This is a genomic window from Lactobacillus sp. B3795 (genome assembly GCF_026535805.1).
GTDB classification, from domain to species: Bacteria; Bacillota; Bacilli; order Lactobacillales; family Lactobacillaceae; genus Apilactobacillus; species Apilactobacillus kunkeei_C.
In genome coordinates, this window is record NZ_JAFNPE010000013.1 from 1 (window position 1) to 19,495 (window position 19,495).

The 19,495-nt window shown below is 36.0% G+C and carries 14 protein-coding genes, 4 tRNA genes, 1 riboswitch and 1 other annotated feature; of the genes, 13 read left to right on the top strand and 5 right to left on the bottom strand.

The genetic code is table 11. The annotated features are described in order from the left end of the window. Positions 1-3 precede the first annotated feature (3 nt). From J3U50_RS04950 to J3U50_RS04975, 6 genes are all read left to right on the top strand, one after another. A tRNA-His gene (locus J3U50_RS04950) sits at positions 4-76 on the top strand. A 9-nt stretch (positions 77-85) separates the two neighbouring features. Continuing rightward, positions 86-157: transfer RNA gene (locus J3U50_RS04955), tRNA-Gln, on the top strand. Between the two features lie 18 nt (positions 158-175). After that, positions 176-246, top strand: a tRNA-Cys gene (locus J3U50_RS04960). 21 nt (positions 247-267) lie between these two features. After that, positions 268-351: transfer RNA gene (locus tag J3U50_RS04965), tRNA-Leu, on the top strand. A gap of 87 nt (positions 352-438) precedes the next feature. Next, positions 439-524, top strand: a riboswitch (SMK box riboswitch). Next, positions 522-1,709, top strand: coding sequence for a methionine adenosyltransferase (metK, locus tag J3U50_RS04970; protein WP_301945704.1), 1,188 nt, complete (start codon positions 522-524; stop codon positions 1,707-1,709). Its footprint overlaps the riboswitch before it by 3 nt. Before the next feature lie 75 nt (positions 1,710-1,784). Next, positions 1,785-3,254, top strand: coding sequence for an MDR family MFS transporter (locus tag J3U50_RS04975; RefSeq protein ID WP_301945705.1), 1,470 nt, complete (start codon positions 1,785-1,787; stop codon positions 3,252-3,254). Positions 3,255-3,275: 21 nt separating this feature from the next. On the opposite strand, the gene J3U50_RS04980 is transcribed toward J3U50_RS04975, so the two are convergent. Next, entirely contained in the window at positions 3,276-3,842 is a 567-nt protein-coding gene (locus J3U50_RS04980; RefSeq protein ID WP_301945706.1) for a class I SAM-dependent methyltransferase, read from the bottom strand. A gap of 109 nt (positions 3,843-3,951) precedes the next feature. Continuing rightward, positions 3,952-4,158: a binding site (T-box leader), on the top strand. A gap of 56 nt (positions 4,159-4,214) precedes the next feature. Between J3U50_RS04980 and leuS the strand changes: the two genes are divergently transcribed. The 3 genes from leuS to J3U50_RS04995 all read left to right on the top strand — a co-directional run bounded on the left by leuS (position 4,215) and on the right by J3U50_RS04995 (position 9,088). Then, on the top strand, positions 4,215-6,632 hold the full coding sequence (gene leuS, locus J3U50_RS04985; protein ID WP_301945707.1) for a leucine--tRNA ligase: 2,418 nt from the start codon (positions 4,215-4,217) through the stop codon (positions 6,630-6,632). A gap of 126 nt (positions 6,633-6,758) precedes the next feature. Then, positions 6,759-8,411 (top strand): polysaccharide biosynthesis protein, encoded by a 1,653-nt coding sequence (locus J3U50_RS04990; RefSeq protein ID WP_054608087.1) that lies wholly within the window; start codon positions 6,759-6,761, stop codon positions 8,409-8,411. A 23-nt stretch (positions 8,412-8,434) separates the two neighbouring features. Continuing rightward, a complete protein-coding gene (locus J3U50_RS04995) occupies positions 8,435-9,088 on the top strand; it encodes a YoaK family protein (protein ID WP_301945708.1) in 654 nt (217 codons plus the stop codon). Between the two features lie 16 nt (positions 9,089-9,104). Here the strand turns inward: J3U50_RS04995 and J3U50_RS05000 are convergent, their stop codons facing one another. Next, positions 9,105-9,941 (bottom strand): NAD(P)H-hydrate dehydratase, encoded by an 837-nt coding sequence (locus J3U50_RS05000; RefSeq protein WP_054608089.1) that lies wholly within the window; start codon positions 9,939-9,941, stop codon positions 9,105-9,107. A gap of 114 nt (positions 9,942-10,055) precedes the next feature. Here J3U50_RS05000 and pepV point away from each other — a divergent pair, with 114 nt between their 5' ends. After that, the gene (gene pepV, locus J3U50_RS05005; protein ID WP_301945709.1) at positions 10,056-11,471 is read left to right on the top strand and encodes a dipeptidase PepV; all 1,416 of its coding nucleotides are present in this window, start codon (positions 10,056-10,058) and stop codon (positions 11,469-11,471) included. Between the two features lie 40 nt (positions 11,472-11,511). On the opposite strand, the gene J3U50_RS05010 is transcribed toward pepV, so the two are convergent. Together J3U50_RS05010 and mscL are read right to left on the bottom strand one after the other, a co-directional pair. After that, entirely contained in the window at positions 11,512-12,144 is a 633-nt protein-coding gene (locus J3U50_RS05010; protein WP_053791689.1) for a deoxynucleoside kinase, read from the bottom strand. Between the two features lie 105 nt (positions 12,145-12,249). After that, complete coding sequence (gene mscL, locus J3U50_RS05015) at positions 12,250-12,621, bottom strand: large-conductance mechanosensitive channel protein MscL (protein WP_054608091.1); 372 nt, start codon at positions 12,619-12,621, stop codon at positions 12,250-12,252. A gap of 127 nt (positions 12,622-12,748) precedes the next feature. On the opposite strand from mscL, the gene J3U50_RS05020 reads away from it, so the two are divergent. Next, positions 12,749-14,533: a S53 family peptidase gene (locus J3U50_RS05020; protein ID WP_301945710.1), complete on the top strand. Its 1,785-nt coding sequence runs from the start codon at positions 12,749-12,751 to the stop codon at positions 14,531-14,533. A gap of 41 nt (positions 14,534-14,574) precedes the next feature. Here J3U50_RS05020 and J3U50_RS05025 read toward each other — a convergent pair whose 3' ends face one another. Continuing rightward, a complete protein-coding gene (locus J3U50_RS05025) occupies positions 14,575-14,913 on the bottom strand; it encodes a hypothetical protein (protein WP_054608093.1) in 339 nt (112 codons plus the stop codon). Between the two features lie 177 nt (positions 14,914-15,090). Between J3U50_RS05025 and J3U50_RS05030 the strand changes: the two genes are divergently transcribed. Together J3U50_RS05030 and asnB are read left to right on the top strand one after the other, a co-directional pair. Then, on the top strand, positions 15,091-17,352 hold the full coding sequence (locus J3U50_RS05030; RefSeq protein WP_301945711.1) for an excinuclease ABC subunit UvrA: 2,262 nt from the start codon (positions 15,091-15,093) through the stop codon (positions 17,350-17,352). Between the two features lie 248 nt (positions 17,353-17,600). Continuing rightward, positions 17,601-19,484: an asparagine synthase (glutamine-hydrolyzing) gene (gene asnB, locus J3U50_RS05035; protein WP_041152206.1), complete on the top strand. Its 1,884-nt coding sequence runs from the start codon at positions 17,601-17,603 to the stop codon at positions 19,482-19,484. The last annotated feature ends 11 nt before the right edge of the window (positions 19,485-19,495 follow it).

Here is a 19,495-nt window from a genome sequence, read left to right on the forward strand (position 1 = left end):
ATGGCGGTAGTGGTGAAGTGGTTAACACATCGGATTGTGGTTCCGACACGCGTGGGTTCGATTCCCACCTACCGCCCTTTTTAATTGGGCTATAGCCAAGTGGTAAGGCACTGGACTTTGACTCCATTATGCGCTGGTTCGAATCCAGCTAGCCCAGTTGAATTCGAACTAAAATGGCGGTATAGCCAAGTGGTAAGGCAGAGGTCTGCAAAACCTTTATCATCGGTTCAAATCCGATTACCGCCTTTGGCTTCATTTTAATATTATGCCGGAGTGGCGGAATTGGCAGACGCGCTGGACTCAAAATCCAGTGATCGCAAGATCGTGTGGGTTCGAACCCCACCTCCGGTACTAATTGAAAAAAAGACTATCCGAAAGGGTAGTCTTTTTTTGTATTTTCGATTACTTTAAAAAATATTAAAGTTATGATATGATTTTAAGAGTTATAAGCGTATTCCCGATAGGATTCACCTTGATAGTGAAGATGCCTTGTAACCAAATTAATAGGGGGAATCATTAAAATGCAAGAAAGACATTTATTTACATCAGAATCTGTTTCAGAAGGACATCCTGATAAAATCGCTGATCAAATTAGTGACGCTATCTTAGATGAAATGCTAAAACAAGATCCTGATTCCAGAGTTGCTTGTGAATGTTCAGTAACTACTGGTTTAGTATTAGTTTTTGGTGAAATTACTACCAAAGCATACGTTAACATTCAAAAAATTGTTAGAGAAACTATCAAAGAAATTGGTTACGACAATGACCAATACGGTTTCGATGGTAATACTTGTGCAGTATTAGTTGCCATTGATGAACAATCACCTGATATTGCTCAAGGTGTTGATGATTCTCTGGAAACTCGTGACAGTAGTGAAGATGCTCTAGATAAGATTGGGGCAGGTGATCAAGGTTTAATGTTTGGTTACGCTGTTGATGAAACACCTGAACTAATGCCACTACCAATTTCTTTAAGTCATAAGCTAATGAGAAAAATTGCTGACTTAAGAAAAGATGGTACAATTTCATACTTAAGACCTGACGCAAAGGCCGAAGTAACTGTTGAATACGATGACAACAACAAACCTGTTGCTGTTGAAACTGTTGTTTTAAGTACTCAACATGATCCAGATGTTACTTTAGAACAAATTAGAAAAGATGTTATCGAACAAGTAATTAAGGCTGTTATTCCAGCCGAATTACTAAATGACAACACCAAATTCTTCATTAATCCTACTGGACGTTTCGTAATTGGTGGACCTCAAGGTGATGCCGGTTTAACTGGTAGAAAGATTATTGTTGATACTTACGGTGGAGCTGCTCACCACGGTGGTGGTGCATTCTCTGGTAAGGATGCTACTAAGGTTGATAGATCAGCAAGTTATGCTGCTAGATATATCGCTAAGAACATCGTTGCTGCTAAGTTAGCTACTCGTATTGAAGTACAAGTTGCTTACGCTATCGGTGTTGCAAAGCCTGTTTCAATTTCTGTAAATACTTTTGGTACAGCTACCGTTTCAGAAAATGATCTAATTAAAGCAATTAGAGAAATTTTTGACTTAAGACCAGCTGGTATCATTAAGATGCTTGACTTAAAGCGTCCTATTTACAAGAAAACAGCCGCTTACGGTCACTTTGGTAGAACCGATATCGATTTACCTTGGGAACATACTGACAAGGTTGAAGAACTACAAAATTTCTTTAAATAATATATCTTAAAACGATAAAGACGATTTATTTGTAGAAAATTACTTATAAATCGTTTTTATTTTGATGGAGGAACAATGAGTATTAATACGCAAAAGAACAATGTTTTATTAGTTACCATATCATTGTTTATCGCTACATTTATGAGTGCCGTTGAAGGAACGATTGTATCAACTGCTATGCCCACAATTGTAGGGGATTTACATGGTGTCTCAATTATGAACTGGGTATTCTCAGTTTACTTACTTACCAACGCAATATCGACACCAATCTATGGGAAATTATCAGATCAATTTGGTAGAAAGAAGATATTTATCTTTGGAATTGGAATCTTCCTAATTGGATCAATTTTCTCTGGAATGTCTAATTCAATGACAACATTGATAATTTGGCGAGCAATTCAAGGTGTCGGTGCAGGGGTAATTATGCCATTATCCTACACAATTGTTGCTGATATCTATTCTGATGAGAATAGGGGTAAAATCTTAGGACTAAACGGTGCTATTTGGGGGATTGCATCAATATTAGCTCCCTTAATTGGTGGATTTTTGGTTGATAGCCTTAGTTGGCACTGGGTTTTCTTTTTAAACTTGCCACTTGGAGTCATCGCATTGATTATTTTTATCGTTAGTTTTCATGAAAAACACGTCGTGGTTAAACAATCAATTGATTACCTAGGAATGGTTTATCTATCACTATTATTATTGTCATTGATGTACATCATCCAATTGATCAGTGATTTATCAGATAACTGGCAACCCATCTCATATTGTATTTTCTTCTCAATATTATTGTTAATCTTATTCGTAAGAAAAGAACATTGTGCTGAAAATCCAATTATTCCAATGAAGTTATTGAAAAACAGAACGTTTGTTATTCAAAACATCATTGCCTTTCTAATCAGTGGTTTCTTGATGGGACTAGAAGTTTATCTTCCAGTCTGGACACAAGGAATATTTGGATACCCAGCAACACTTTCTGGATTAGCCATCACACCAACTTCAATCCTTTGGATCTTTGGTGCATTTGTATCCGGATGGTTATTGTCTAGAATGAAGGCATTCTACGCTACAATGTTTGGTTTATTCTTTATTTTAGTTGCTGCCATTTGGGTGGTATTACTACCATTTACAGTTTCATTCGCCTGGTTCTTTGCCATCGCAGCAATTTGCGGAATTGGTTTTGGAATCACAATTACCAATGGAACAGTAATCTCACAAAACAGTGTTGAAAAATCAGACGTTGGTGTTGCGACATCATTCAATACACTATGTAGAATTTTTGGTCAAACATTGATTGTGGCCGTTTTAGGTATCGTGATGAATAGACAACTAACCATTGGAATTCTTCATACTGATGGTGCCAAAATGGATATGATTAATAAAATTGTTAATGTTAAAACTGCTCATTTAGTTCCTGCTAAATTAATGGAACCATTAAGAAACGTGATTTATGATTCACTACACAAAGTATTTTGGGTATGCTTGTTTATCGTTATCTTTGCGGTAATTGTAAACTTATATGATCGTATTTTAGCTAAAAAGTAAAATAAAAAATTCCAACTTTAATTAGTTGGAATTTTTTTGTATTGCCAATAGGATAGGTGGGCAATGAACCTGATTAATGAATTGATATTGCATGACTGAAAATGCTTTTTGGTCTAAACTTTGAGCATATTGAATTACGGCATCTTTTTCTTGTGGACCGCCATCATGGCCATAGTATAGAACTAAGACGACAATGCCATTTACTTCAAGTTTGTCTAGACATGACTTAATCGCTGTCAGGGTGGTATCTGGTTTTGTGATAATATCCTTGTTACTTCCTGGTAGATATCCAAGGTTAAAGATGGCAGCATTAATTGATCCATCGACTAGTTTTGCAATATTTTCATGACCGGTATTAAAAAGGGTGACGTTACTACTTAAATTTTTGTCATCTAATCTTTGTTTAGTGTAGTTAATTGCTTCTGCTTGCACATCGAAGCCATAAACTTTTCCGTTTTCACCAACTAACTGTGATAAAAACTCAGTATCATTTCCTTTTCCAACGGTTGCATCAACGACAGTGTCGCCGCTTTGCACCAATTGAGATAGTAGGGTATGACTGTATCTAACTGATGGTTGAATTTTCATTATTTAATTACTCCTTGATTAATAACTATCAATAATTCTAACACATTTGATAATTGTCCTTGATTTTAATTCTGTAGACTGGTATATTTAAAATAATTAAATTATCGAATAGAAATTGTTGATACGAGGTAGTAGATTGGCGTTGCTTTTCAGAAACTAAATGGCCGCTGTGAATTTAGACCAATGCTAATTGAACTAGTCGTAGAGATCTTGACTGAATCTCAGTAGGTTAAGACGTTTTCCGCGTTAAGGATTTGAGATGTATCTATATTTTATAGATAAACTTAGGTGGTACCGCGGAATTTTCGTCCTATAGGCTTTATAGCTTATAGGACTTTTTTATTCGATAACTGATTAAAGGAGGAATTTTTTATGGCTTATAATCACAAAGATGTTGAAAAGAAATGGCAAAAATATTGGGAAACCAATGAAACTTTTAAAACAACAAATGATGAAAACAAAGAAAATTACTATGCTCTAGATATGTTCCCATATCCTTCTGGTCAAGGACTTCACGTAGGACATCCTGAAGGATACACTGCAACTGATATCATGGCTAGATTTAAGAGAATGCAAGGAAAGAATGTATTACATCCAATTGGATTTGATGCATTCGGTTTACCTGCTGAACAATACGCATTAAAGACAGGTAACCATCCTGGTTCATTTACTCAAAAGAACATCGAACACTTTAGAGAACAAATTAAGTCATTAGGTTTCTCATACGACTGGGACAGAGAAGTTGATACTACTGATCCTAAGTACTACAAGTGGACTCAATGGATTTTTGAACAATTATACAAAAAAGGTTTAGCTTACGAAGACGAAATCGAAGTTAACTGGGCTCCCGACTTTATGGGTGGAACCGTTGTTGCTAACGAAGAAGTTATCGATGGTAAGACTGAACGTGGTGGATACCCAGTATACCGTGTTCCAATGAAGCAATGGGTATTAAAGATTACTGCATATGCTGATCGTTTAATCGATGACTTAGACGACTTAGACTGGCCAGAAAGCATTAAAGAAATGCAAAGAAACTGGATTGGTCGTTCAAAGGGTGCCAGCGTATTCTTTGGTGTTAAAGACCATGATGAAAAGATTGAAGTCTTCACAACTAGACCAGATACTTTATTCGGTGCTGGATACATCGTGTTAGCACCTGATCATGATTTAGTAGACAAGATTGCTACTGATGACAAGAAAGAAGCAATTGAAGCTTACCGTAAGGAAGTTGCTACTAAGTCTGATTTAGAACGTACTGATTTAAACAAAGACAAGTCTGGTGTATTTACCGGAGCTTACGGAATTAACCCAGTTAATGGTGAACAAATTCCAATTTGGATTGGTGACTACGTTCTTTCATCATACGGAACTGGTGCAATTATGGCTGTTCCAGCACATGATGACCGTGATTATGAATTTGCCAAGAAATTTGACCTTCCTATCAAACCAGTTATCGAAGGCGGCGACATTGAAAAAGAAGCTTACACTGGCGACGGTGTTCACATTAACTCAGACTTCTTAGATGGTATGAACAAAAAAGATGCCATTGACGCTATCGTAAAATGGTTGGAAGACAACAATGCAGGTCATGCTAAGACTAACTACCGTTTGAGAGACTGGATTTTCTCACGTCAAAGATACTGGGGTGAACCAATCCCAGTTATTCATTGGGAAGACGGTGAAACTGGTTTAGTACCAGAAGATGAACTTCCATTGGTATTACCAGAAACTGATAACATTGAACCATCAGGTACTGGTGAATCTCCATTAGCTAACATTGACGAATGGGTAAATGTTGTTGATGAAAATGGTCGTAAGGGTAAACGTGAAACTAACACCATGCCACAATGGGCTGGTAGTTCATGGTACTACTTAAGATACATTGATCCACACAATGATAAGATGATTGCTGACCCTGAATTATTAAAGAAATGGTTACCAGTTGACCTATACATTGGTGGTGCAGAACATGCCGTTCTTCACTTACTATATGCTCGTTTCTGGCATAAAGTTCTTTATGATTTAGGTGTTGTTCCTACCAAGGAACCATTCCACAAGTTAGTTAACCAAGGAATGATTTTAGGTACTAACCACGAAAAGATGTCTAAATCAAAGGGTAACGTTGTTAACCCTGACGATATCGTTGAAGAATACGGTGCAGATACATTGAGATTATACGAAATGTTCATGGGCCCATTAACTGAATCAAAGCCTTGGAGTACTGAAGGTATTAATGGTGCCAACAGATGGGTTAACCGTGTTTGGAGATTAATGATCGATGATGAAGACAGACTTCGTGACCGTATCACTACTGTAAACGATCATAAATTAGATAAGATTTACAACCAAACTGTTAAGAAGGTAACTGATGATTACGAAAACCTTCGTTTCAACGTTGCAATTTCAAGCATGATGGTATTTGTAAATGAATGCTACAAGCAAGATAGTTTATTCCTAGACTACATGGAAGGCTTCGTGAAGTTAGTTTCACCAATCATTCCACATATGGCTGAAGAACTATGGAGCAAGTTTGGTCATGACGACAGCATTACTTATGCTAAATGGCCAGAATATGATGAAAGCAAATTAGTTGATGATGAAGTACAAATCGTAGTTCAAGTTAACGGTAAGGTTAGAGCTCATATTAAGGTTGCCGCTGATGCATCTAAGGATGCTACTCAAGAAGCAGCTATGAGTGATGATAAGATTAAGGCAGATATTGAAGGAAAGACAGTTAGAAAGGTAATTGTTGTTCCTGGTAAGATTGTAAATATCGTTGCTAACTAAATAAAAAGAGTGATAATTTAACGATTATCACTCTTTTTTTGTGTCTAATAGTGGTATGATGTTGATTACGAGTAAAATATTGATTAAAATGAACAAGTTAGAGAAATTTGAAAGTGGGAATGCGATATGCATGAACAAGATAAAAATATGAAAGATAATTTAGCTCAGGATAAGATGATTGAGGGATCCGCATGGATGACAGCGGGGAGCATCTTATCAAGAGTATTGGGAGCAATATACATAATTCCTTGGAGAATGATGCTTGGTGTTCTGTATTTACAAGCTAATTCATTATATGTACAAGGATATAATTTTTATAGTATGATATTAATTATTTCAATTGCCGGAATCCCATCCGCAATTGCCAAACAGGTTGCTCATTATAATGCCTTAAATGAGTACGGTGTCAGTGTCAGGTTGTACAAACGAGGATTATTATTATCACTAATCACAGGGATTGTTTGTGCATTAATCCTATATATCGGAGCACCTGCATTTGATAACGGAAATCCTGATTTAATTCCGGTTATGAGATCATTATCATGGGCCGTATTAATCATTCCAACCATGAGTTTAACTCGTGGTTACTTCCAAGGATTCCAAGATATGGCACCTTCAGCCATTTCACAATTTGCTGAACAACTATTCCGTGTAATATACATGTTGTTAGCAGTTTTCTTTATCATTAAAGTTATGCATGGTAGTTGGGTTACTGCTGTTTCTCAGTCTACCTTTGCTGCTTTTATTGGTTCGGTTGCAGGATTATTAGTTTTAGGTTGGTATTACTTAAAACGTCGTCGTTACTACCGTTCTTTGGTTAAGAATAGTAATAATGAAATTCATGTAAATGCTAATAAACTATATACGGAAATAATTCAACAAGCTGTCCCATTTGTTATTCTTGGTGCCGGAATTACTATTTTTCAATTAATTGATCAGTTTACCTTCTTTAAGATTATGCATGTTGCCACAAATGCTTCAAATTTAGTTTTGAATCAATTGTATGCAATTTTTGCAGGTAACGCCAATAAGCTAATTATGATTACCATCTCACTTGCTTCATCTATGGCAATCACAGTTGTTCCCTTACTATCAGAAGCTTACACAAAGGGTAATAGAAAAGAAATTAGCCACCAAATTTCAAGTGGATTTGTGCTATTCTCATTCGTAATGATTCCAGCAGCGTTAGGGATGACTGCTATTGCTGGTCCATTAAACCGAGTCTTTTACGGAACTGGTAATGGGGCACTATCAGCTAACGTATTAGCATTCTCATCCATTATTTCAATCTTCTTTGGATTATTCACTGTTGTGACTGCAATGATGCAAGGAATTTCTCAAAACAAGGTTGCCGTAAGATACTTTGTTTATGGAATTATTGCTAAAATTATCACTCAGTTCCCAATGGTATTCTTCTTCAAGGAATTTGGTCCTTTAATTTCTTCTGCAATTGGATTCATGGTTGTAAATGGATTGATTATCAATTCATTGGATCGTCAATTTAAGATTAGAAGTGATAAGATGCTTAACCAAATTAACTGGATTGTATTATTCGCACTTGTAACATATCTTGTTGCGTTAGCATCAGTATATGCTGGAAACATGATTGTCGGCTTATTGATGAATCCATTTACTAGTGTTGGAAGTTTAATTGTTGTAATAATTGCTACTTCATTAGGTGGATTTGTTTATGTTTACTTGGCACTGAAGAGCAGAATTGCCAATATTGTGATTGGAAGTAAAGCAGACTCTTTAAGACGAAAATTACACATTAAATAAAACTGAAAGCATGGGTAATGAAGATGAAAAATAAAGATATATTTACGCATCCATTAATCGCAATCCTATTGGCAATAACCAGTGGTGGAATTGACGCCTATACCTTCATTGAACAAGGTGGGGTATTTGCTGGATTACAAACAGGAAACTCAATTTTGTTTGGGATTAGTTTAGCTAATCATGACTTTGCTCAATCTTTGAAGTACATTTTCTCAATTATTTTCTTTGCGCTAGGAATTGTGATTATCAAAGTAATGCAAAGAAAACTGGACTCGATTAATACTCGAAAAGTCATAATTATGTTTTATGAAATTGTAGTCATTATGATTGTTGGTCTACTAGTTAAAGACACTTCATCGGTTTTAATCGTTGGACTTTTATCGTTAGTATCAGCTGCTCAGTTGCAAGAGTTTAAACTACTAAAGGGAAATCCATTTAATCCACTAATGATGACTGGAAACATTAGCAAAATTGCTAATAATGCATATTTAGCATTGGCTGATCATGATAAAAAGGCTAAATCACTATTGATTGATACCATCATGGTAATTACAAGTTTCATTTTAGGAACCTTCATCATGGGGATTGTCGATCATTACCTAAATGCTTACTCAGTACTAGTATTGATTATTCCATTATCATTGGTAATAATTTTTAACTTTATAAATCGCAAATAAAAAAAGACGGAATCGATTATGATTCTGTCTTTTTTTCGCTTGCTTTCATGAATTCGGGGATGTGTTCAATGATTTGGGTAGGAAGAACAACATATTGGTTCTCAGCTAATTTATCAGCGATTGCGCTGTGAGCATATACGGCAGATAAAACTGCATCAGTTGTATCTGAGAATTGTGCTACGAACCCGGCAACCATTCCGGCTAAAGTATCCCCCATACCACCAGTTGCTTGAGCAGGGGTACCACCAGGATTAATCCAGATATCATCATTATGATATATCTTGGTATGGTGTGACTTAACAACAACTGTAGCATTTAATTTCTTGACGGCTTTTTGATTGTTTTCATCGGTTTGGTCACTGATTTTAATGCCAGATAATCGTTGCCATTCCATTTGATGTGGTGTGAAAATAAGTTTTGCATCAGGAAGGTCAAGATTATGATTGGCAATAAGTGTGATGGCTGAACCATCAATAATTAATTTTTGTGTTGGCTGGATGTTATTAAAAACAGTTTTTAAGATAGTTAGACTGTTTTCATCAGTTCCTAGTCCTGGACCGATTAGGACAACATCGAATCCGTTAAGCATCGACTTAATACTGTCTAAATCATTAAAGTCTACAAACATTGCTTCAGGAATGTGGGTATGAAGACTAGAAAGATTGACTGGGTCCGTAAAAGTAGTTGTTAATCCTGCACCAGAATAGACACAGGCCTTTGAGGCCATGATAATAGCACCGCCAAAGTTATTGGTACCACCAATAATACCAACTCGTCCAAAAGTGCCTTTATGGCTATTATTTGGACGTTTAATAATAGTGTTATTAACGATGTCAGTTGAAATTTCTGTCATATTAATTCCTCCTAACGTTTTATCTTCAGTATATCACTAAAAAATTGGTACTTCATTGATGTGTTTTTATTAGATTATGCTAAAATATATGGAAAGGTAAAGGAGGATTTCAAAATGATTAATTGGGATAAATTAGCTCAAGACTACAAGGAAGATTATCTAAAGGATTTAGCTAACTTAATTTCTATCGATAGTGAAAGAAATGATAACGAGGCTACTGATGAATTTCCTTTAGGACCTGGTCCAGCTAAAGCATTAGTAAAGTACTTAGAAATTGGTAAACGCGACGGTTTCACTGTCAAGAACTTAGATAACCTAGTTGGTTACATAGAATACGGTAGTGGAGATAAGACATTTGCTATTTTAGCCCATGCTGATGTTATGCCAGCCGGTGAAGGATGGGACAGCAATCCATTTGAAATGATGATCAAAGACGGAAAAGTATTTGGTCGTGGTGCCTCCGACGACAAGGGACCTGGTTTGGCTGCATACTATGGTCTAAAGATGATGAAGGACCAAGGAATTGAACCTAACTGCAAGATTCGATTCATTATTGGTACCGATGAAGAAAGTAACTGGACTGGAATGAAGCATTACTTCAAGTTAGAACCAGAACCTGACTTTGGATTCTCTCCAGATGCTCAATTCCCAGTTATTAATGGTGAAAAAGGTAATACAACATTTGAAACTACTTTTGGTACCAACCAAGAAGATTCAGCTGATTACTACTTAGCTAACTTCGATGCCGGTTTAAGAGAAAACATGGTACCAAGGGATGCTTTTGCTGATGTTAAGACTGCATTTAAAGATCAAATGGCAGAAGAATTCTCAACATTTATGCAAGATCGCAAACTAGACGGTGGTTCTGAAATCACTGAAGATGGAATCAAGTTACATTTAATTGGTAAGTCAGCACACGGAATGGAACCAAGAAACGGTGTTAATGGTGGAACATTCCTAGCTAACTTCTTACGTGGCTACGATTTCTCTGGTGATGCTAAGAACTTTATTAAGTTTGTTGCAGAATTCCTACACGGTGATTCTCGAGCAAACAGAATCGGTGCTAACTACACTGATGAAATCATGGGTGACTTAACAATGAACGTTGGTATCTTAAAGTTCAACCCAACTGATGGAGGTTTTGTTAACACTAACTTTAGATATCCTAAGGGCATTAGTGTTGAAACCATTGGAAAACACTTAAGCCAAGCTGCTAAGGTAATGGATGGAACTGTTAACAACACAGACGACATGGTTCCTCACTATGTTGATCCAAAAGACCCAATCGTAAACAAACTAATCAATGTTTACCGTGAACGCACTGGTAAGACTGAAGCCCAACCACAAGTAGTTGGTGGTGGTACTTACGGTCGTATGATGAAGAGAGGGGTAGCATTCGGTGCTGAATTCCCTTGGACTGTAAACACAATGCACCAAGCCAACGAATACCAAGTTGTAGACGACTTGATGTTAGCGATGGCAATTTATGGTCAATCAATCTTTGAACTAGGTACATTAGAAGATAACTAAACACAAAAAATCCCAAATCATTATGATTTGGGATTTTTTATTATCTGATTTTTTTAAGTTCTTCATCAATCATGTTTAAAACGATGTCGACGTTAGCATCTTCTGATAGGTCGTATTTTTGAAGGTCAATCTTCATCTTAGGACTCTTATCATATTCTTCATACCATTGTTTGTATGCTGACCACATGTGATAGTAATATTCTTTTAACTTAGGATCGTTATCGAATTGTTCGTAGTCACGGCCGCGCATTTTAATTCTGTGTAGAATGGTTTCAAAATCGGTTTCAGCATATACCATTAGGTCTGGAGCTTTTTTAGGAAGTTGATCTAATTCGCCCATCATTTTGTCCAGCAATTCTAGGTAAATTTTCAATTCCATGTCTGAAATGTTACCTTCAGCATTATTTTGTTTTGTGAAAAGGGCATCTTCATAGATTGATCTATCTAAGATGTTGTTATCGTCTGATAGCGCTTTTTTAATCATTGAAAAACGTTTGTTTAAAAAGTAAATTTGCAATAAGAATCCATATTGTTCTGGATTGTTATAGTACAAAGGCAAAACAGGATTTTCACCAACTGGTTCATAGAAGGCCTTAGTGCCTAAATGTTTTGCGATTTTACCGGTCAAAGTTGTCTTACCAACACCAATCATCCCTGCTGTAATTATCACCATATTAACTCCTCATTTTTTGAAATAGTAATAATATTTTATCATATTTTAAAACCGAACTTAATATCAAAAGAAAAAACCCGGGCATAAAAATACCTGGGTTTGTTGTTATTTGTTATTTTTTTGTTCTGAAAGTAAATCACGGATTTGACCTAATAGGATGTCAGTCTTGGTATCCTTAGGAGTAGTATCGCGTTTTGAAACTTTGTTGTAAGTTCTTACAATCAAGAATACAACGAAGGCAACAATCAAGAAGTTAATAACATCGTTGATGAAACTACCGACTCTGAAGTGAGCTGAACCCACTGAGAAGACGATTGATGATAAGTTCATTTGACCCATGAAAATTCCAATTAAAGGATTAATCAAGTTGGAAGTAAATGACTTAACGATGGTTGTGAATGCTGAACCAATGATTACACCAACGGCTAAATCTAAGACATTACCTTTAGAGATGAATGCTTTGAATTCTTTAAACAAATTGCAAACCTCCTTTCACTATGTAACTATATTTAATACTAACATAAAAAATTATAAAGAATTGCTTAAATCTGTATACTTGAGATATTTTTAGGAATATTATGAAATTACATAAGGGGTGATACGAGTGAATTATAGAAAAACAATTATTGCGACACTAAGTACCTCTGTTTTATTGGGAATGGCATTTAACTACAATGTTGATGCGCAAGCTAAGAAAACGGTACATAAGGTCAAAATTCATAAGAAGGCCAAAGAAAAATCTAGTTCAGCGACTTCCAACTTCGCGATTATTCTAAAAACCAGGAGTAATAGTAAACTAGAAAATTATGTTTTGACCAAGCATAAGAAGTTCTTATCTACCAAACAGTTTGCCAACCGTTATGGACAAACTAATAGAACTGTTGCTGCAATTCAAAAGTATTTCAAAAAGTATCATATCAAAACTAACAAGTATGCCGGAAACCTCGTATTAAGAGGTTATGGTAGTAAGGCTAACATTCAAAAAGCGCTTAAGTATAAGCAAGTGAGAGTGAAGGTCAACGGGAAGTTCGTCTACCGTCCAAACCACGAACCAAAAATGAGAGGAAAGCTTCAAAAGCATGTTAATGGATTCATGGGATTAAGTAACTATGATCACGTTAATAGCAATGCTGCTAAGAAAACTAAGAGTAGCTCAATGAAGCGTAGCCCTAAGGACTTCATCAGTCGTTACGGTGCAACTTCACTAAAACAAGCCAAACGTGGTGCTAAACACGGAATTGGGATTATCTCATTTGGTGGTTTCAAGAATTCTGACATTACAAGATTTTGGAAGAAGGTAGGAGTTCCTTCAAGTATTAAACGAGTTCACGTTTACAAGGATGCCTATGCCTCAATCAAGTCACAAAGTGATGAAACCACAATGGATATCCAACAAGCTGGTGCAATTGCTCCCAAGTCAAACATCAATGTTTATGTTTCTCAACCAACCATCTCTGGAATGGTAGAGAGCTTTGCTAAAGCAATTAGTGCCAACAAGTCTGACAGTTTATCATTAAGTTGGGGAATCAGCGAAGCTGAATTACAACAAATGATGAATGAAGGATTCATTTCTAAGAACTATAATTCGATTATGAATAGTTTGCTACTACAAGGTGCTGCGCAAGGGATTAGTATTTTTAATTCAACCGGTGACAATGGTGCCTATGATGGGATTGAAGGGGGAGTAACTGGATTAACAGTTGAATCTCCTGCTTCCTCTCCATTCATTACAGCCGTTGGAGCAACCAGTGTGCCAATTAACTACAGCGTTAACGGTCATAAGGTTAAGATTGATAAGGAACGTGCATGGTCAAATGATTTCTTATATCCATACTTTAACCAATTGAAGCTATACAACAGTGATCAAAATAGTTTCCTAAGTACTTACTTTGCAGGAACCGGTGGTGGTTTCAGTAAGTTTAACCAAACTCCTGCCTACCAAAGCAATGTTAGTGGTGTAAATAGTTACAATGCTGTTCAATACTGGAACATGGATAGCGGTTATGCAAAGCAATACGCAAAGCCAACCCAAACATCTGGAACTGCGTCGGGTAGAAACCTACCGGACATTGTTGCAAACGGTGATCCTCAAACAGGTTACACTGTGTTGTATAACAACCAATGGTTTATCGATGGTGGAACAAGTATTGTTGCCCCACAAGTGGCTGCGGTAAATGCTTTGTTTGCTACTAGAGCTAACCATCGTTTCGGATTATGGAATCCACAGTTGTATGCACTTGCTAACAATGGTAACTCACCATTTAATACATTAGATTCTGACAAAGATAATAGTAACTTGTACTATACCGGCCAACCCGGAAAGAAGTACAACCAATCTACTGGTTTGGGAACCGTTAACTACGGTAAGTTATATCAATTAATGAAATAGAAAAAGCCATCCTGATTAAGGATGGCTTTTTTAGTTAGTTATTAGTCTAGTGGTTCGTTGATTCTTTCTAACATTTCCTTAGCAATTAAGGCATGCTTTGAATACTTCTTTAATTGATGGGTAGTAATTTTAGTAGCTGTCATCTTTTCGAATGCGGCACTGTAATCAATAGCGACAGTGTCAGCTGGAATCTTAATTGGTTCTAAGATACGTTTTTTGAAAGCATCACAAGAATCTTCATAAGCCTTTTGTAATCTTTCAACAGTTTCATCATAGCTGTGAGAGATTAAAGACTTCGCGAAACGAAAATCCTTACGATTATATTTGTTACAAATGAACATTACTAAACCAATCATTTTATCTCTTTTTTCTTCTGCCATAATTTCATCTTCTTTCGATTAGATATCGTATTCATACTTTCATTATAGTATCAAAAAATTATTTTTCTCAAGAAAACAGATTATCTTTATAAATTCTTAATTATTAAACAAGATAAATGAAATTGAATCTTATAACTACTATAATTGTTACTACAAAGTGAATTCAGGAGGATTGAAATGCCAAATCAAGATTATATCGAGGTTCATAATGCTTTTCAAAACAACTTAAAGCACTTGGATATCAGCATCAAAAAGCATGCGATTACAGTTTTTACCGGATTATCTGGTGCCGGAAAGTCATCACTTGTTTTTGATACGATTGCTGCTAACTCTAGAAGAGAGTTAAACGAAACATTTCCTAGTTTCACCCAGCAATACCTACCAAAGTATGGAGCTCCACATGTAGGAAGAATCGACAATCTACCTGTTGCGATTGTGATTCAACAAAAGAAGGTCGGAAAAAATCCACGTTCAACACTTGCTACCTACACTGGAATCTATTCATTATTGAGATTATTATTTTCTAGAATTGGTAAACCTTGGGTTGGATACTCTGATACATTTTCATTCAACTTACCTCAAGGGATGTGTGATAAGTGTCAGGGGCTAGGTTACATTGATCACATCAATCCGGACAAGGTGATTGATTACGATAAGTCATTAAACGAAGGGGCAATTACATTCGTTAGTTTTGGTCCTGGAACATGGCGTTGGAAACGTTATGCTCACACCGGCTTATTCGATAACGACAAGAAGATTAAAGATTACTCTGAAAAGGAATTAAATGATTTATTATATGCACCGCAACATCATTTAACTGATGCGCCCAAAGAATGGAAAAAGTCCATTTTGTATGAAGGTGTCATTCCAAGAATTAAACGTTCAATTATTGAAAGTAAAGAAGGAGAACACCACAAGGAAGCCATTCAAGAAATCGTTACTAGAACGGCTTGTGATAAGTGTCATGGTACTAAGTTAAGACCAGAAGTTCTTACTTGTAAGATTAATGGATATAACATTGCCGATGTCTTACAAATGGACTTAAACCACGTTATTGAATTTCTAGATTCAATTGATGAAAAACTAACTGTCGATTTATTGAGAGAACTAACTACCAAGATTCAATCATTAATTGATTTAGGTTTAGGTTATTTAACATTGGACAGAAGTACTGACACATTATCCGGTGGGGAAACTCAAAGAATTAAGATTGCTAAGTACATGAATAGTTCGTTATCTGACATGGTTTACATCTTAGATGAACCAAGTGTTGGATTACATCCAGCGGATATTAAACTAATCAGTCATGCATTGAGAAAATTAAAGGATAAGGGAAACACTGTTTTAGTCGTTGAACATAATCCTGAACTAATTCCAATTGCCGACTACGTTGTCGAAATTGGCCCTAAACCAGGTAAAGATGGTGGAAAGATTATGTTTAACGGTAAGTATTCCGACTTACTTAAGAGTGACACCATCACTGGTAAGTTATTACAAGAACCACTGGTATTTAAGCAGGCCAAGAATTTCAACGACACCTTAGATTTAAAGGATGTTAACATCCATAATCTAAAGCATGCCAATGTATCAATTCCATTAAACGCTCAAACCGTTATTTCAGGGGTTGCCGGATCTGGTAAGAGTTCATTAATCCAAGCGGTTAAGGATAAACTAAAAACTGGCTACATTGACTTAACGCAAGATGCAGTTGGAGTAAACATTCGATCAACACCAGCTACCTATCTAAATATCCTAGATGATATTAGAAAACTATTTGGGGATGCTAACAAGGTTTCAAGACAACTATTTAGTTATAATGGAAAAGGTAAATGTCCATTATGTAAAGGTCGTGGAGTTCAAATTACTAACATGGCATTTATGGATCCAGTTGTTCAAACTTGTGAAAAATGTCATGGAAAACGTTACAGTGATGAGGCACTACAATACAAATTAAATGGTTTAGACATTGCCGAAGTATTGAATTTATCAATTAAAGAAGCGATTAAGTTCTTCAGTGACGTTGCAGAAATCCACGATAAGTTAGTTAATATGCAAAAGGTTGGTTTGGACTATCTTTCACTTGGCCAATCACTTGATACATTATCAGGTGGAGAAGTCCAAAGATTAAAACTAGCATTGCAACTAAACAAGACCGGTACCGTTTACTTGTTAGACGAACCAACTGCCGGTTTGCATATGAAAGATGTATCAATAATGACTAATTTATTCGATGAATTAGTCGCAAAGGGCAACACTCTAATCATTGTTGAACACAACTTATCTGTAATTAGTAAGTCAGATTGGATGATTGATGTAGGTCCTAAGGCTGGTCGTTACGGTGGTGAAATCCTATATTCAGGAACACCAAAAGACGCATTAAATGACGCTAAATCAGTCACAGGAAATGCAATGAAAGAGTATAACAATGCTCGTAAATAAAAGACGCGTATCAGCGTCTTTTTGTTTTATACAAATTTATAGCGGTTTTTAGACGATTTCACTGGACAGAAGTGTAGATATGATTATACTTAATAATATTAGTTTGTGTACTATATAAATTTGTATCATTGATTAAATTGCTATTTTTATGGCCTAAAATCTAAATATTTTGTTACAATAAAATAAGTACGATTAAAAAGTAACTAAAAATTATTAATACATTAAAAAAACAAAGGGGAATAAAACTTATGTGTGGATTTTGTGGATATGTAAATCATAAAGATGTGCCTAACGACACCATTGAAAAGATGGCTAATCGAATTAAGCATCGTGGCCCTGATGATGAAAAGTATTTCCAAGACGATAAGGTATCAATGGGATTCCGTCGTCTATCAATTATTGACTTAGCTCATGGTGGCCAACCACTATACAGTAAAGATAAGAAGAAAGTATTAACCTTTAACGGTGAAATTTACAACTACCAAGAAATTAGAGATGAATTAATTTCTGAAGGTTGGGAATTTGAAACTGATGTTGACTCAGAAGTTCTAATTCGTGGTTACGAAGCATGGGGTCCAAAACTATTGGATAAACTTCGTGGTATGTACGCATTCGTTATCTATGACAGTGCTAACAACGAAATCTTCGGTGCTCGTGATCATTTCGGAATCAAGCCACTATACTACTACGACGATGGCGACGCATTTATGTACGGTTCTGAATTAAAAGCATTCTTATCAAACCCTGCATTCAAGAAGGAATTAAACCTAAAGCTTCTACCAATTCACTTAAGTTTTGAATTTATTCCATCAGCAGAAACAATGTTCAAGAACGTTTACAAAGTAATGCCTGGTACTTACTTCATTCACCACATTGATGAAAAGAAGACTGAAACACACAGATATTACAAGTTCAACTACGATCACATTGATGAATCACAAACTGTTGAAGAAGATGCCAAGAAGATTGAAGCAATCGTTAAGGATTCTGTAAAGGCCCACATGATTGCTGACGTTGAAGTTGGTAGTTTCTTATCAAGTGGTGTTGACTCAAGTTACGTTTTAAACGAAGCTTCAAAATTAAAACCAATTAAGTCATTCTCACTTGGATTCAACGATTCTAAGTTTAGTGAATTATCATGGTCAACTGACTTTGCTCAACAAATCGGTCAAAAGAACACACCAATCAAGATTACTGGTGATGACTACTTTGATTTCTTACCAACTATGATGTACTACATGGATGAACCACTTTCAAATCCATCAGCTATTCAATTATTCTACTTAGCTCAAGGTACTAGTAAAGAAGTTAAGGTTGCTTTATCTGGTGAAGGTGCTGATGAATTCTTCGGTGGTTACAATACTTACCTAGAAGCAATTCCATTTGAAAGATACCAAAAATACGTTCCTGGATTTATCCGTAGTGCATTAGCTAAGATGGCTACTAAGATGCCTCGTTTCCACGGTCGTCGTTTCTTAATTCGTGGTGCTCAACCATTGAGTGAAAGATACTACCGTGTTAACTACGTATACAACTACGATGACAGAAACAAGTTATTAAAGGATCCATCATTGAACGTTGATTCAGGTGCTTACTCAAAATACATTTTTGATGAAGTAGCTGACAAAGACGAAATGACTCAAATGCAATACTTTGACATCAATGCTTGGTTACCATTTGATATTTTACAAAAGGCTGACCGTATGAGTATGGCTAACTCTCTTGAAGTTAGAACTCCATTGGTTGATAAGAAGGTTGCTGAGTTTGCTGCAACTATGCCAATTAAGACTCGTATCAACAAAGAAGGTACTAAGATTTCACTTCGTAAAGCAGCTGAACGTGCATTACCTGACAAGGTTGCTATGAAGGAAAAACTTGGTTTCCCATCACCAATCGCATCATGGATCAGAGAACCTAAGTTCCATGAAAGAATTGTGAGAGCATTTACTTCTGACGTTGCTGAAAAGTTCTTTAACACCGATGAATTGTTAAGAATTCTAAAGGAACATGATGAAGGTAAATCAAGCATGCAAAAGATTATGACACCTTACCTATTTATTCTATGGTATGAAGTATACTTCCCAGAAGATACAAACGCTGATACTATTAACAAGGTACAACTACAAGCATAATTTTTAAATCT